Raw genomic sequence first — 14,865 nt, 5'->3', positions numbered from 1 at the left:
TTACAGCTTCATCAGGCTGGCGTCGTCGACCGAGGCCGAGTGGCGGGAACGGAACAGCGACACGATGATCGCGAGCCCGACCACGACCTCCGCGGCGGCGACGACCATCGTGAAGAACGCGAAGACCTGGCCGTCGAGATTGCCGTGCAGGCGGGAGAAGGCCACGAAGGCGAGGTTGCAGGCGTTGAGCATCAGCTCGACGCACATGAACACCACGATCGCGTTCCTCCTGATCAGCACGCCGGTGGCGCCGATCGTGAACAACAGGGCCGCGAGATAGAGGTAGTTGACCGGATTCACTGGGACGCCTCCTCCGGCTTCGTGCGCCCGAGGCGCTCCTCGGCGCGCTGCTCCAGCGCCTTCAGGTCGCTGAGCGCCTCCGCCGACACGTCGCGGACCTGGCCGCGGTCGCGCAGCGTCTTGCTGACGGTCAGCTCCGACGGGGTGCCGTCGGGGAGCAGGCCGGCGATGTCCACGGCGTTGTGCCGGGCGTAGACACCGGGGGCCGGCAGCGGCGGGAGGTGCCGGCCCTCGCGGACCCGCTGCTCGGACAGCTCGCGCTGGGTCCTGGCCCGCTCGGTGCGCTCGCGGTGCGTGAGCACCATGGCGCCGACCGCGGCCGTGATGAGCAGGGCTCCGGTGATCTCGAAGGCGAACACGTACTTGGTGAAGACGAGGGCGGCGAGGCCCTCCACGTTGCCGTTCGCGTTGGCCTTCGCCAGTCCGTCGAAGTCCGTGATCGCCGCGTTGCCGATGCCGGCGAACAGCAGGACACCGAAGCCGACTCCGCACACCAGGGCCAGCCAGCGCTGTCCCTTGATGGTCTCCTTCAGCGAGTCCGCCGCGGTGACACCCACGAGCATGACGACGAAGAGGAAGAGCATCATGATCGCGCCGGTGTAGACGACGATCTGGACGATGCCAAGGAAGTACGCCCCGTTGGCGAGGTAGAACACCGCCAGGACGATCATGGTTCCGGCGAGGCACAGCGCGCTGTGCACGGCCTTCCTCATGAAGACGGTGCACAGGGCGCCGATCACCGCGACCGTGCCGAGGACCCAGAACTGGAAGGCCTCACCGGTGGAGGTCGTGTAGGCGGCCAGCTCGGTCATGCCTGCGCCTCCTTCTCCGCCGCCGCACCCGAGGCGCGCTCCGCGTGGGGGGACTCGCCCCGGGAGACGGCCACCTGCCGCTCGGTGCCGGGCGCCGCCTCGGTCACCAGCCCCCGGTAGTAGTCCTGCTCGTCCGTACCCGGGAAGATCGAGTGCGGCGAGTCGACCATGCCCTCCTCCAGACCGGCGAGCAGCTGCTCCTTGGTGTAGATGAGGTTGGCGCGGCTGCTGTCGGCGAGCTCGAACTCGTTCGTCATCGTCAGCGCGCGCGTGGGGCACGCCTCGATGCACAGGCCGCACAGGATGCAGCGGGCATAGTTGATCTGGTAGACGCGGCCGTACCGCTCGCCCGGGGAGTAGCGCTCCTCGTCGGTGTTGTCGGCGCCCTCCACGTAGATCGCGTCCGCCGGGCAGGCCCAGGCGCACAGCTCGCAGCCGACGCACTTCTCCAGACCGTCCGGGTGACGGTTGAGCTGGTGCCGGCCGTGGAAGCGCGGCGCGGTGGTCTTCGGCTGCTCCGGGTACTGCTCGGTCAGCCGCTTCTTGAACATGGCCTTGAAGGTCACGCCGAAACCGGCGACAGGGTTCTGGAAACCCGGTTTGGTCTCCTTCGGCTCCTCAGCCATCGGACCCCTCCTTTCCGTCACGAGATCCGGCGGTCGATCCGTCACTCGCAGTATCGGACCCACCACTGACAATCAACTCCCGCTCCCGGCGCGGGCGGCGCCGCGGTACCGGCGGCAGCTCCTGACCGGGCAGCGGCGGCACGGGGAACCCGCCCGCCATCGGGTCGAACGCGGCGGGCTCGGCCGGCGCCTCCTCGGCCTTGCGCCGGTCGCGGAAGACGTCCGCCACGAACGACAGCAGCAGCAGGGCCAGGACGCCTCCGCCGACGTACAGGGCGATGTCCGCGAAGTCGTAGTTCTCGTTCCGCAGCGTCCGGACGGTCGCGACGAGCATCAGCCAGACCACGGAGACCGGGATGAGGACCTTCCAGCCGAGCTTCATCAGCTGGTCGTAGCGGACCCGCGGCAGCGTGCCGCGCAGCCAGATGAAGAAGAACAGCAGCAGCTGCACCTTCACCACGAACCAGAGCAGCGGCCACCAGCCGTGGTTGGCGCCCTCCCAGAAGGTGCTGATCGGCCACGGGGCCCGCCAGCCGCCCAGGAAGAGCGTCGTCGTCACGGCCGAGACCGTCACCATGTTCACGTACTCGGCGAGCATGAACAGCGCGAACTTGATCGACGAGTACTCGGTGTTGAAGCCGCCGACGAGGTCGCCCTCGGACTCCGGCATGTCGAAGGGGGCCCGGTTGGTCTCGCCGACCATCGTGACGACGTAGATGATGAACGACACCGGCAGCAGCAGGATGTACCAGCGGTCGTGCTGCTGCTCGACGATCGCCGAGGTCGACATCGAGCCGGAGTACAGGAAGACCGAGGCGAACGCGGCGCCCATGGCGATCTCGTACGAGATCATCTGGGCGCAGGACCGCAGGCCGCCGAGCAGCGGGTACGTCGACCCGGAACTCCAGCCGGCGAGCACGATGCCGTAGATGCCCACCGAGGCGACCGCCAGGATGAAGAGCATCGCGATCGGCAGGTCGGTGAGCTGCATCGTCGTGCGCTGACCGAAGATCGAGACCTCGTTGCCCGCGGGGCCGAAGGGGATCACCGCGATCGCCATGAACGCCGGGATGGCGGCGACGACCGGCGCGAGGACGTAGACCACCTTGTCCGCGCGTTTGACGACGACGTCCTCCTTCAGCATCAGCTTGACGCCGTCGGCGAGCGACTGGAGCATCCCCCACGGACCGTGCCGGTTGGGGCCGATGCGCAACTGCATCCAGGCGACGACCTTGCGCTCCCACACGATGGAGAACAGCACGGTCACCATCAGGAAGGCGAAGCAGAACACCGCCTTGACGACGACCAGCCACCAGGGGTCGCGGCCGAACATCGAGAGGTCTTCTGCGGCGAGGTACGGCGTCATGCCTCCACCTCCTTGGGGGCCTCGGCGGCGACGGCCGCCGGGCCGATGCGGACGAGTGCGCCGGGCAGCGCCCCGGTGTCGGAGGCGACGCCCCCGCCGGTCGAGTTGAGCGGGAGCCACACCACCCGGTCGGGCATCTCCGTGACCTGCAGCGGGAGTTCGACGATCCCGGCGGGGCCGGTCACGGCGAGCGGTGCGCCGTCCGCCACGCCCGCCTCGGCGGCCGTGGCGGCCGACACGCGCGCGTACGCCGCGTGCCGGGTTCCGGCGAGCGCGTCGTCGCCCCGCTGGAGGAGACCCTGGTCGAGGAGGAGCCGGTGCCCGGCCAGCACGGCCTCGCCGGCGGCCGGACGCGGCAACTGCGCTCCCGGCTCCGCGGGGTCCGCGGCGTACGGGCCGTCCCAGGCGCCGAGCCGGTCCAGCTCCGCCCGCGCGGTGCGCAGGTCCGGCAGCCCCAGGTGCACGTCCATGGCGTCGGCCAGCATCTGGAGCACGCGCGCGTCGCTCGGAGCGAGCCGCCGGGTCATCTGGTCGGGCTTGAGGGCCGCCTCGAAGGAGCGCATCCGGCCCTCCCAGTCGAGGAAGCTTCCGGCCTTCTCCGCGACCGCGGCGACCGGCAGGACCACGTCCGCGTGGTCGGTGACCTCGCCGGCCCGCAGTTCGAGGGACACCACGAAGCCCGCCTCGGACAGTGCCTCCCGCGCGCGGGCCGGGTCGGGAAGGTCGGCGACCTCCACGCCCGCGACCACCAGGGCACGCAGTTCACCGCCCGCCGCGGCCTCGACGATCTGGCCGGTGTCCCGGCCGTGGCGGTGCGGAAGCTCGGACAGGCCCCAGACGGCGGCGACCTCCTCCCGCGCGCGCGGGTCGGTGGCCGGACGTCCGCCCGGCAGCAGCGACGGCAGCGCACCGGCCTCGATCGCGCCGCGTTCGCCCGCCCGGCGCGGAATCCACACCAGCCGGGCTCCGACGGCGGAGGCGGCCCGGACGACGGCGGTGAGCCCGCCCGCCACCCCGGCGAGCCGCTCGCCGACGACGATCACCGCACCCTCGGCGCGCAGCGCCTCGGCGGCCGTCGCCCCGTCGCCTTCGAGGCCGACGCCGCTCGCGAGCGCGTCCAGCCACGCGGTCTCGGTGCCGGGCGCGGCCGGCAGCAGGGTGCCGCCCGCCTTCGCCAGACCGGGGGTGGCGTGCGTGGCCAGGGCGTAGGTCTTCTGACCGTGCCCCCGCCACCCCTTGCGCAGCCGCAGGAAGACCCCGGGGGCCTCCTCCTCGGACTCGAAGCCCACCAGCAGCACGGCGGGCGCCTTCTCCAGCGAGGTGTAGGTGACGCCCGTACCGTCGAGGTCCCGGCCCCGGCCGGCGACCCTGGCGGCCAGGAAGTCGGCCTCCTCGGAGCTGTGCACGCGCGCGCGGAAGTCGATGTCGTTGGTGTCGAGGGCGACGCGCGCGAACTTGCTGTACGCGTAGGCGTCCTCGACGGTGAGCCGGCCGCCGGCGAGGACACCGGTCCGGCCGCGGGCGGCCGTCAGCCCCCGCGCCGCCACCTCCAGGGCCTCCGGCCACGACGCCGGTTCCAGGACCCCCTCGGCGTTGCGCACCAGGGGCGTGTCGAGGCGGTCGCGTGTCTGCGCGTACCGGAACCCGAACCGTCCCTTGTCGCAGATCCACTCCTCGTTGACCTCGGGGTCCGCGGCGGCGAGACGCCGCATGACCTTGCCGCGCCGGTGGTCGGTGCGCGTCGCGCAGCCTCCGGAGCAGTGCTCGCACACGGACGGCGAGGAGATGAGGTCGAAGGGACGCGAGCGGAAGCGGTAGGCGGCCGAGGTCAGAGCGCCGACCGGACAGATCTGGATGGTGTTGCCGGAGAAGTACGACTCGAAGGGGTCGCCGTCGCCGGTGCCGACCTGCTGGAGCGCGCCCCGCTCGATCAGCTCGATCATCGGGTCGCCGGCGATCTGGTTCGAGAAGCGCGTGCAGCGGGCGCACAGCACGCACCGCTCGCGGTCGAGCAGCACCTGCGCCGAGATGGGGACCGGCTTCTCGTAGGTCCGCTTGCGGCCCTCGAAGCGGGACTCGGCGTTGCCGTGCGACATCGCCTGGTTCTGCAGCGGGCACTCGCCGCCCTTGTCGCAGACCGGGCAGTCCAGCGGGTGGTTGATGAGCAGCAGCTCCATCACGCCGTGCTGGGCCTTCTCGGCGACCGGCGAGGTGAGCTGGGTCTTGACGACCATGCCGTCCGTGCACGTGATGGTGCAGGACGCCATCGGCTTGCGCTGGCCCTCGACCTCGACGATGCACTGGCGGCAGGCGCCGGCCGGGTCGAGGAGCGGGTGGTCGCAGAAGCGGGGGATCTCGATGCCGAGCTGTTCCGCGGCCCGGATCACCAGGGTGCCCTTGGGCACGCTGATCTCCACGCCGTCGATGGTCAGCGCGACCAGGTCCTCCGGGGGGACCGCCGCTTCCCCGCCTCCGGAGGGAGCGCTGGTGGTCACTGTCATGCGTTCACCTCCGTGTGCTTGTCGGCCCAGGCCGTCGACCTGGCGGGGTCGAAGGGGCAGCCGCCGCCCGTGATGTGCTGCTCGTACTCGTCGCGGAAGTACGTGAGCGAGGAGAAGATCGGCGAGGCGGCACCGTCGCCGAGGGCGCAGAAGGACTTGCCGTTGATGTTGTCGGCGATGTCGTTGAGCTTGTCGAGGTCGGACATGACGCCCTTGCCCGCCTCGATGTCGCGCAGCAGCTGCACGAGCCAGTAGGTGCCCTCGCGGCAGGGGGTGCACTTGCCGCAGGACTCGTGGGCGTAGAACTCGGTCCACCGGGTCACGGCGCGGACGACGCAGGTGGTCTCGTCGAAGCACTGGAGCGCCTTGGTGCCGAGCATGGAACCCGCGGCGCCCACTCCTTCGTAGTCCAGGGGGACGTCGAGGTGCTCGTCGGTGAACATGGGGGTCGAGGAGCCGCCCGGCGTCCAGAACTTCAGCCGGTGGCCGGGCCGCATCCCGCCGCTCATGTCGAGGAGCTGGCGCAGGGTGATGCCGAGGGGTGCCTCGTACTGGCCGGGGCTGGCGACGTGGCCGCTGAGCGAGTAGAGCGTGAAGCCCGGGGACTTCTCGCTGCCCATCGACCGGAACCATTCCTTGCCGTGGTGGAGGATCGCGGGAACCGACGCGATGGACTCGACGTTGTTCACCACGGTGGGGCACGCGTAGAGGCCCGCGACGGCGGGGAAGGGAGGGCGCAGCCGCGGCTGTCCACGGCGTCCTTCGAGCGAGTCGAGGAGCGCGGTCTCCTCACCGCAGATGTACGCGCCCGCGCCCGCGTGCACGGTGAGCTGGAGGTCGAGTCCGCTGCCCAGGATGTTCTCGCCGAGGTAGCCGGCCTCGTACGCCTCGCGCACGGCTTCGTGCAACCGCCGCAGGACGGGGACGACTTCGCCCCGCAGGTAGATGAAGGCGTGCGAGGAGCGGATGGCGTAGCACGCGATCACGATGCCCTCGATGAGGCTGTGCGGGTTCGCGAAGAGGAGCGGGATGTCCTTGCAGGTGCCCGGCTCCGACTCGTCGGCGTTGACGACGAGGTAGTGGGGTTTGCCGTCCCCCTGCGGAATGAACTGCCACTTCATCCCGGTGGGGAATCCGGCGCCGCCGCGGCCCCGCAGCCCGGAGTCCTTGACGTAGGCGATCAGGTCGTCGGGCGACATGGCGAGGGCCTTGCGCAGGCCCTCGTACCCGTCGTGCCGGCGGTAGACGTCCAGCGTCCAGGACCTGTCCTCGTCCCAGAAGGCCGACAGCACGGGTGCCAGCAGCTTTTCGGGACTCGTCTCGTCGATCTCTGCTGCCAAGGTCATCACTCCCCCTCCTCTGCGACCGGACCCGCCGAGTGGGACGGGTCGGAGGCCGACGTGTCCTGCGGCGCGTCGTGCGAGCTCTGGTGTCCGGCGGGCGGCTGGTCCGAGGCGGTGCGGTCCCCGGTGCCCCGGTCATCGGGGGCGGGCTCCTCGGAGGTCCGCTCGCGGGACGCCTCCGCGCCGCGGGGGTGCACCACCCGTGCGGGGCCGGTCTCGCCCTTGGCCAGCCGCAGTCCGACGAGCGAGGCGTGGCCCGCGCTGCCGCCCGCCTCCACGGCGCCCTCGCGCTCGTCGGGGAAGCCGGCCAGGATGCGGGCGGTGTCCTTGAAGGTGCACAGCCGGGCGCCGCGGGTGGGTTCGACGTCGGTCCCCGCGCGCAGGTCGTCGACGAGGCGCTTGGCCGAGCCCACGGTCTGGTTGTCGAAGAACTCCCAGTTGACCATCACGACCGGGGCGAAGTCGCAGGCCGCGTTGCACTCGATGTGCTCCAGCGTCACCTTTCCGTCGCCGGTGGTCTCGCCGTTGCCCACGCCCAGGTGGTCCTGGAGGGCTTCGAAGATGGCGTCGCCGCCCATGACGGCGCAGAGGGTGTTGGTGCAGACGCCCACCTGGTAGTCGCCGCTCGGCTTGCGCCGGTACATCGAGTAGAACGTCGCGACGGCGTTGACCTCGGCGGTCGTCAGGCCCAGCACCTCCGCGCAGAACTGCTGCCCGGTGCGGGTGACGTGGCCTTCCTCCGACTGGACCAGGTGCAGCAGCGGCAGGAGGGCCGAGCGGGAGTCGGGGTAGCGGGCGATGATCTCGCGCGCGTCCGCCTCCAGCCGGGCCCGGACGTCGTCCGGGTAGGCGGGCGCGGGCAGTCGGGGCATGCCCAGGCTGACGCCCTCGGGGGTGGTGGTCACCGGTCGACGCCTCCCATCACGGGGTCGATGGACGCGACGGCGACGATGACGTCGGCGACCTGGCCGCCCTCGCACATCGCCGCCATGGCCTGAAGGTTGGTGAAGGACGGGTCCCGGAAGTGGACCCGGTAGGGCCGGGTGCCTCCGTCGGAGGCGACGTGCACCCCGAGTTCGCCCTTGGGTGACTCGACCGCCGTGTACGCCTGTCCCGGCGGCACGCGGAAGCCCTCGGTCACCAGCTTGAAGTGGTGGATCAGGGCCTCCATGGAGGTGCCCATGATCTTCTTGATGTGGTCGAGCGAGTTGCCGAGGCCGTCGGGGCCGAGCGCGAGCTGGGCGGGCCAGGCGATCTTCTTGTCGGCGACCATGACCGGGCCGGGCTGGAGCCGGTCGAGGCACTGCTCGATGATCTCCAGCGACTGGCGCATCTCCTCCAGGCGGACGAGGAAGCGTCCGTAGGAGTCGCAGGTGTCGGCCGTCGGGACCTCGAAGTCGTAGGTCTCGTAGCCGCAGTACGGCTGGGCCTTGCGCAGGTCGTGGGGCAGGCCGGCGGAGCGCAGGATCGGGCCGGTGGCGCCGAGGGCCATGCAGCCGGCCAGGTCGAGGTAGCCGACGTCCTGCATACGGGCCTTGAAGATGGGGTTCCCGGTGGCGAGCTTGTCGTACTCGGGGAGGTTCTTCTTCATCTTCTTCACGAACTCGCGGACCTGGTCGACCGCGCCGGGCGGCAGGTCCTGGGCGAGTCCGCCGGGGCGGATGTACGCGTGGTTCATCCGCAGGCCGGTGATCAGCTCGTAGATGTCGAGAATGAGTTCACGATCACGGAATCCGTAGATCATGATCGTGGTGGCGCCCAGCTCCATGCCGCCGGTGGCGATGCACACCAGGTGGGAGGAGAGCCGGTTCAGCTCCATCAGGAGCACGCGGATGATCGAGGCGCGGTCGGGGATCTGGTCGGTGATCCCGAGGAGCTTCTCGACGCCGAGGCAGTAGGCCGTCTCGTTGAAGAACGGCGTCAGGTAGTCCATGCGCGTCACGAACGTGGTGCCCTGGGTCCACGTGCGGAACTCGAGGTTCTTCTCGATGCCGGTGTGCAGGTAGCCGATGCCGCAGCGGGCCTCGGTGACCGTCTCGCCGTCGATCTCCAGGATGAGCCGGAGCACGCCGTGGGTGGACGGGTGCTGCGGGCCCATGTTGACGATGATGCGCTCGTCGTCGGACCTGGCCGCGGACTGGGCGATCTCGTCCCAGTCGCCGCCGGTCACCGTGTAGACGGGGCCCTCGGTCGTCTCGCGGGACGAGGCTGCCGATGCCCCGGAAGGGGTGTGCGTGCTCATGAGTACGACCTCCGCTGGTCCGGAGCCGGGATCTGGGCGCCCTTGTACTCGACGGGGATGCCGCCGAGGGGGTAGTCCTTGCGCTGCGGGAAGCCCTGCCAGTCGTCCGGCATCATGATCCGCGTCAGCGCGGGGTGACCGTCGAAGATCAGCCCGAAGAAGTCGTACGCCTCGCGCTCGTGCCAGTCGTTCGTCGGATAGACCGGGACGAGCGAGGGGACGTGCGGGTCGGCGTCGGGGGCGCTGACCTCCAGGCGGATCAGCCGGTTGTGGGTGATCGAGCGCAGGTGGTAGACGGCGTGCAGCTCGCGGCCCTTGTCGTGCGGGTAGTGGACGCCCGAGACGCCGGTGCACAGCTCGAAGCGGAGCGCCGGGTCGTCGCGCAGGGTGCGGGCGACGGCGACGAGGTACTCGCGTTCGACGTGGAAGGTGATCTCGTCGCGGTCGACGACCGTCTTCTCGACGACGTTCCCGGGGACGAGTCCCTGCTCCTCCAGGGCGCCCTCCAGCTCGTCGGCCACCTCGTCGAACCAGCCGCCGTAGGGGCGGCTCGCCGGACCGGGCAGTCGGATCGAGCGGACGAGGCCGCCGTAGCCGGAGGTGTCGCCGCCGTTGGCGGCGCCGAACATGCCGCGCTGGACGCGGATCTCCTCGCCCTGGTCGCCTCGCTGGCCGGGGAGGTTGGAGGCGCCGAGGTCCTTTTCGGGGTTGACCCCGTTGCCGTTCGCGTCACTCACCGCAGCAGGCCCTTCATCTCGATGGTGGGGAGCGCCTTGAGCGCCGCTTCCTCCGCCTCGCGGGCCGCCTCCTCGGCGTTGACGCCGAGCTTGGAGCTCTGGATCTTCTGGTGGAGCTTGAGGATCGCGTCCATCAGCATCTCGGGCCGCGGCGGGCATCCGGGCAGATAGATGTCGACCGGGACGATGTGGTCGACACCCTGCACGATGGCGTAGTTGTTGAACATTCCGCCCGATGAGGCACAAACCCCCATGGAGATGACCCACTTGGGGTTGGGCATCTGGTCGTAGACCTGCCGCAGCACCGGCGCCATCTTCTGGCTGACCCGGCCCGCCACGATCATCAGGTCGGCCTGGCGGGGCGACCCGCGGAAGACCTCCATACCGAAGCGCGCCAGGTCGTAGCGCCCGGCGCCGGTCGTCATCATCTCGATGGCGCAGCAGGCGAGTCCGAATGTCGCGGGGAAGACGGACGCCTTGCGCACCCAGCCCGCGGCCTGCTCGACCGTGGTCAGCAGGAATCCGCTCGGCAGCTTTTCTTCGAGTCCCATGTCTTAAAGGCCCCTCAGTCCCATTCCAGGCCGCCGCGCCGCCATACGTACGCGTACGCGACGAAGACGGTGAGCACGAAGAGCAGCATCTCCACGAGCCCGAAAACACCCAGGGCGTCGAAGGTGACAGCCCAGGGGTAGAGGAAGACGATCTCGATGTCGAAGACGATGAAGAGCATCGCCGTCAGGTAGTACTTGATGGGAAAACGCCCGCCGCCGGCCGGCGTGGGGGTCGGCTCGATGCCGCACTCGTAGGCATCGAGCTTGGCGCGGTTGTACCGCTTCGGACCGATCAGCGTGGCCATGACCACGGAGAAGATCGCAAAGCCTGCCCCGAGGGCTCCCAGTACGAGGATCGGCGCATACGCGTTCACGCTCCTCGCTCCTCTCAGTCGGCACTGACTGGTGGCGTTCCAGGGCCCGCCCCCGCCTCGTCAGCACCGCGACCCCCACCCGTACCGACGAAGATCGCGGACATGTGAAGCAGGTCACAAGCCCAACTGCCACGCATCCTATGCCCGGCGGTCTGTGATCTGCGACACGGGGTATTGCACAAGCTTTGTGATCTCCACCACCTGACGAACGATCATGAAGTCGGATGAGCGGTGATCTTCACACGCGAAGCGTCCGGTCGATCACCAGAGGTGACATTTCCGCTCGTCACCGCAGGTCCGAGGGGTCGTCTCCATATCAAGAGACTTCCGCTGCATGCAAATTGGTGCTGGACGCGGGGCCTTGATAGAGGACGGCGTTCACACGTCGGAGGGACGAGGGGACGGATGTGGACGCGTGCACGCGTTCACGAGCGGGGGGCCACCCCCTCACCCGCGCGGGACGCGACGGCGCCGGTGACCGTTCCGTGACCTCCGCCACATCTGCCTGTGAGTCAGATAAACCGGGCTTGGCCACCGGCCTCAACCGATGGTAGGTCGGGGGCAATTCGGACGTATTACCGAAAGGCCATGATCACGGCCCTGGCGGACGGTGTCCGCAATGCCCGTTACGGCGTCAATAAGGAGCGTCGCGCGGTGAATTCGACCGCCGATTGAACAACTGTGGCGCACCACACGTTTCTTGAAGGTATGGAGGAGCCCCTGGTACCGCTTGTTCCCATGTCCCACACCGCTCACATACGAAGCCACCGGAAGCCCCGCCGCAACGCGTCGTCGCTCGCGATGCGCGCCGGAGTTGCCGGTGGCGTTCTCAGCACCCTGGCCGTGGCCGGGGCGTCGGGTTCGGCGAACGCCGCCGAGCCCGTGACGCAGACGCTGGAACTGCCGACCCTGACGGCCGACCTGGCCACGCAGGTCGCGCAGTCCGCGGACGCCACGCAGCAGGCCGCGGCGAACTACGAGCTCCAGGCGGAGCGCGACGCGGCGGCGGCGAAGGCCGCCAAGCAGGCCAAGGCCGACCTGGCCGACGCCAAGAAGAAGGCCGAGGCGAAGAAGAAGGCCGAGGCCGCACGGCGCGCCGCGGCGGAGCGGGCCGCATCGCGCTCCTCGGAGCGGACCGTCCTGTCCGCCTCCGCCTCCCCCTCCGCCGGCTCGTCCGCCTCGACGAACGCCCCGGCACCCGCCGGCGGCAGCGTCGCGACCGTCATCTCCTTCCTGAAGGCCCAGGTCGGCGACGCGTACGTCATGGGCGGCACCGGACCCAACGCGTGGGACTGCTCGGGTCTGGTCCAGGCGGCGTTCAAGCAGGTGGGCGTCGACCTGCCGCGCGTCTCGGAGGCCCAGTCGACGTCCGGTACGCCGGTTTCACTGTCGAACGTCCAGGTCGGCGACATCCTGTACTGGGGTTCGGCGGGCTCGGCCTACCACGTCGGGGTGTACATCGGTGGCGGGCAGTACCTCGACGCGGCCAACCCCTCCAAGGGCGTCGTGATCCAGGACCTCTCGGGCTACCCGGCGACGGGCGCGGTACGCGTGCTCTGAACCCGCGAGCCGAACAGCAGGAAGGACCGCCCCCGACAAGGGGGGCGGTCCTTCCTGCTGTTCGGCTCGCGGGAGGCGGCGGGCCCCGCGTCGCGCGTCGGCGGTGCCGGGCGCACGCGTGCGCGCGCCCTGGCCGCCCGCAGCGGTCCGCGCCGGCGTCCCCGGGACGTGCTCCGGCCCCCGCCGCCCGGGCCTGCCGGCACCGGAAGGACGGCCGAGGAGCCTGCCGACACCGGCCGGTCGGCCAGAGAGCCTGCGGGCACCGGCCCGTCGGCCAGAGAGCCTGCGGGCACCGGCCCATCGGCCAGAGAGCCTGCGGGCACCGGCCCATCGGCCAGAGAGCCTGCGGGCACCGGCCCATCGGCAGAGAGCCTGCGGGCACCGGCCCGTCGGCCAGGGAGCCGGCCGGCTCACCGGCGCCCGGGGCGGGCGCCCGCGCCACGGGCGGCCACCGCGCTCCGGGCCGGCCGCTCCGCTCCGCTCCGCGACGAGCGGCCCGGCTCCGACCGGTCAGGCCTTCGGGGCCACCTTCGACAGGCCGTTGATGATGCGGTCCGCCGCGTCGCCGCCGGTGGGGTCGGTGAGGTTCGCCAGCATCTTCAGGGTGAACTTCATCAGCATCGGGTGGGTGAGCCCGCGCTGCGTGGCGATCTTCATGACCTTCGGGTTGCCGATGAGCTTCACGAAGGCGCGGCCCAGCGTGTAGTAGCCGCCGTAGGTGTCCTTGAGGACGCGCGGGTACCGCTGGAGGGCCAGTTCGCGCTGGCCCGGGGTGGCCCGCGCGTGCGCCTGGACGATCACGTCGGCGACGATCTGGCCGGACTCCATCGCGTAGGCGATGCCCTCGCCGTTGAAGGGGTTCACCAGCCCGCCGGCGTCACCGACGAGCAGCAGGCCCTTGGTGTAGTGCGGCTGGCGGTTGAAGGCCATCGGCAGGGCGGCACCGCGGATCGGGCCGGTCATGTTCTCCGGGGTGTACCCCCAGTCCTCCGGCATCGAGGCGCACCACGCCTTCAGCACCTCGCGCCAGTCCAGCTCCTTGAAGGACTCGGAGGTGTTGAGGACACCGAGACCCACGTTCGACGTGCCGTCGCCCATGCCGAAGATCCAGCCGTAGCCGGGCAGCAGCCGGTCCTCGCCGCCCCGGCGGTCCCACAGCTCCAGCCAGGACTCCAGGTAGTCGTCGTCGTGACGCGGCGAGGTGAAGTAGGTACGCACCGCCACGCCCATCGGGCGGTCCTCGCGGCGGTGCAGGCCCATCGCGAGGGAGAGCCGGGAGGAGTTGCCGTCGGCCGCCACGACCAGCGGGGCGTGGAAGGTGACCTCGCGCTTCTCCTTGGAGTCGGCGTCGCCGAGCTTGGCGTGCACGCCGGTGATGCGGCCGGTGCGGTCGTCGACGATCGGGGCGCCCACGGTGCAGCGCTCGTGCAGCCGCGCGCCCGCCTTCTGCGCCTGCCGCGCCAGCTGCTCGTCGAAGTCGTCCCGCTTGCGCACGAGTCCGTAGTCGGGGAAGGAGGCGAGTTCCGGCCAGTCCAGCTGGAGCCGGACGCCGCCGCCGATGATGCGCAGCCCCTTGTTGCGCAGCCAGCCGGCCTCCTCGGAGATGTCGATGCCCATCGACACCAGCTGCTTGGTGGCGCGGGGCGTCAGGCCGTCGCCGCACACCTTCTCGCGCGGGAAGGCGGTCTTCTCCAGGAGCAGGACGTCGAGCCCCGCCTTCGCCAGGTAGTAGGCGGTGGTGGACCCGGCTGGCCCGGCCCCGACGACGATGACGTCGGCGGTGTTCTCGGAGAGGGGTTGGGGCTCGGTCACGGCGGGGTCTCCCCAAGGCTCGAAATCAACGTGCCGACGGGCACTGGACATGGGCAGTCTATGCAGCGGTACCGATCACCGGCTGAAGGGCTGCCCCCTGTGAACCGAGCTCTCCCCGATGTGCGCCTGCGCGTTCCCACCGACGAGGACGCCCACGCGTGGCACCGGATCTTCGCCGACCCGGAGGTCATGGAGTTCCACGGAGGCCGCGCGGCCGAGCTGTCGGTGTACGAGGAGCTCACCGCGCGCCAGCGGCGGCACGACGCGGAGCACGGGTTCTGCCTGTGGACGCTGGTCGACGCGCGCGGCGAGGTGCTGGGCTTCACCGGCGCCCAGCCCTGGCCGCACGCGTGGGGGCCGGCCGGCCGCATCGAGATCGGCTGGCGGCTCGGCCGCGAGCACTGGGGCAAGGGGTACGTCACCGCCGCCGCCACGACCACCCTGGAGCGGGTGCGCTCGGCCGGCGTCACGGACGTCGTCGCCATGGTCAACGCGGGCAACACCCGCTCCATCGCGGTGACGCGGCGCCTCGGCATGGAACTCGCCGAACGCTTCACCCTGCCGTCGTCGAACGCCGAGGGCCACCGCTACCGGCTGGCCCTCTGAGCGGCGCCTACCCGCCCCTCGGCCGCGCGGACCCG

General features: G+C 70.6%; 14 protein-coding genes. 2 read left to right on the top strand and 12 right to left on the bottom strand.

Going from position 1 to position 14,865, the window contains the following annotated elements; translation table 11 throughout:
- From nuoK to ACGFS9_RS27440, 11 genes are read right to left on the bottom strand one after another with little or no spacing between them, the layout of a single operon-like run.
- Nucleotides 1–300: an NADH-quinone oxidoreductase subunit NuoK gene (gene nuoK / locus ACGFS9_RS27490; RefSeq protein WP_393256893.1), complete on the bottom strand. Its 300-nt coding sequence runs from the start codon at nt 298–300 to the stop codon at nt 1–3.
- Nucleotides 297–1,112, bottom strand: a complete 816-nt coding sequence (locus ACGFS9_RS27485; protein WP_393256892.1) for an NADH-quinone oxidoreductase subunit J — start codon at nt 1,110–1,112, stop codon at nt 297–299. Before ACGFS9_RS27485 ends, nuoK begins: the two co-directional genes overlap by 4 nt.
- Nucleotides 1,109–1,738 carry an NADH-quinone oxidoreductase subunit NuoI gene (nuoI, locus tag ACGFS9_RS27480; RefSeq protein WP_393256891.1) on the bottom strand — a complete coding sequence of 210 codons (630 nt, stop codon included), beginning with the start codon at nt 1,736–1,738 and terminating at the stop codon, nt 1,109–1,111. Before nuoI ends, ACGFS9_RS27485 begins: the two co-directional genes overlap by 4 nt.
- A complete protein-coding gene (gene nuoH, locus ACGFS9_RS27475) occupies nt 1,731–3,104 on the bottom strand; it encodes an NADH-quinone oxidoreductase subunit NuoH (RefSeq protein WP_393256890.1) in 1,374 nt (457 codons plus the stop codon). The genes nuoI and nuoH overlap by 8 nt, the downstream gene beginning before the upstream one ends.
- Nucleotides 3,101–5,605, bottom strand: a complete 2,505-nt coding sequence (locus tag ACGFS9_RS27470; protein ID WP_393256889.1) for an NADH-quinone oxidoreductase subunit G — start codon at nt 5,603–5,605, stop codon at nt 3,101–3,103. The genes nuoH and ACGFS9_RS27470 overlap by 4 nt, the downstream gene beginning before the upstream one ends.
- The gene (nuoF, locus tag ACGFS9_RS27465) at nt 5,602–6,951 is read right to left on the bottom strand and encodes an NADH-quinone oxidoreductase subunit NuoF (protein ID WP_393256888.1); all 1,350 of its coding nucleotides are present in this window, start codon (nt 6,949–6,951) and stop codon (nt 5,602–5,604) included. Before nuoF ends, ACGFS9_RS27470 begins: the two co-directional genes overlap by 4 nt.
- On the bottom strand, nt 6,951–7,820 hold the full coding sequence (gene nuoE, locus ACGFS9_RS27460) for an NADH-quinone oxidoreductase subunit NuoE (protein ID WP_393256919.1): 870 nt from the start codon (nt 7,818–7,820) through the stop codon (nt 6,951–6,953). The genes nuoF and nuoE overlap by 1 nt, the downstream gene beginning before the upstream one ends.
- Before the next feature lie 29 nt (nt 7,821–7,849).
- Nucleotides 7,850–9,190, bottom strand: coding sequence for an NADH-quinone oxidoreductase subunit D (locus ACGFS9_RS27455; protein WP_393256887.1), 1,341 nt, complete (start codon nt 9,188–9,190; stop codon nt 7,850–7,852).
- The gene (locus ACGFS9_RS27450; RefSeq protein ID WP_393256886.1) at nt 9,187–9,927 is read right to left on the bottom strand and encodes an NADH-quinone oxidoreductase subunit C; all 741 of its coding nucleotides are present in this window, start codon (nt 9,925–9,927) and stop codon (nt 9,187–9,189) included. The genes ACGFS9_RS27455 and ACGFS9_RS27450 overlap by 4 nt, the downstream gene beginning before the upstream one ends.
- A complete protein-coding gene (locus ACGFS9_RS27445; protein ID WP_007383964.1) occupies nt 9,924–10,478 on the bottom strand; it encodes an NADH-quinone oxidoreductase subunit B family protein in 555 nt (184 codons plus the stop codon). Before ACGFS9_RS27445 ends, ACGFS9_RS27450 begins: the two co-directional genes overlap by 4 nt.
- 14 nt (nt 10,479–10,492) lie before the next feature.
- Nucleotides 10,493–10,852, bottom strand: a complete 360-nt coding sequence (locus ACGFS9_RS27440; RefSeq protein WP_129307483.1) for an NADH-quinone oxidoreductase subunit A — start codon at nt 10,850–10,852, stop codon at nt 10,493–10,495.
- 708 nt (nt 10,853–11,560) lie between these two features.
- On the opposite strand from ACGFS9_RS27440, the gene ACGFS9_RS27435 reads away from it, so the two are divergent.
- The gene (locus tag ACGFS9_RS27435; RefSeq protein ID WP_393256885.1) at nt 11,561–12,412 is read left to right on the top strand and encodes a C40 family peptidase; all 852 of its coding nucleotides are present in this window, start codon (nt 11,561–11,563) and stop codon (nt 12,410–12,412) included.
- 510 nt (nt 12,413–12,922) lie between these two features.
- Here ACGFS9_RS27435 and ACGFS9_RS27430 read toward each other — a convergent pair.
- Nucleotides 12,923–14,224, bottom strand: a complete 1,302-nt coding sequence (locus ACGFS9_RS27430) for a geranylgeranyl reductase family protein (RefSeq protein ID WP_393256884.1) — start codon at nt 14,222–14,224, stop codon at nt 12,923–12,925.
- 99 nt (nt 14,225–14,323) lie between these two features.
- On the opposite strand from ACGFS9_RS27430, the gene ACGFS9_RS27425 reads away from it, so the two are divergent.
- A complete protein-coding gene (locus ACGFS9_RS27425; RefSeq protein WP_393256883.1) occupies nt 14,324–14,830 on the top strand; it encodes a GNAT family N-acetyltransferase in 507 nt (168 codons plus the stop codon).
- Nucleotides 14,831–14,865 lie beyond the last annotated feature (35 nt).

Origin of the sequence: Streptomyces sp. NPDC048566 (genome assembly GCF_043199735.1) — a bacterium.
Lineage (GTDB): Bacteria > Actinomycetota > Actinomycetes > Streptomycetales > Streptomycetaceae > Streptomyces.
This window is presented reverse-complemented; position numbering and strand designations above follow the sequence as displayed.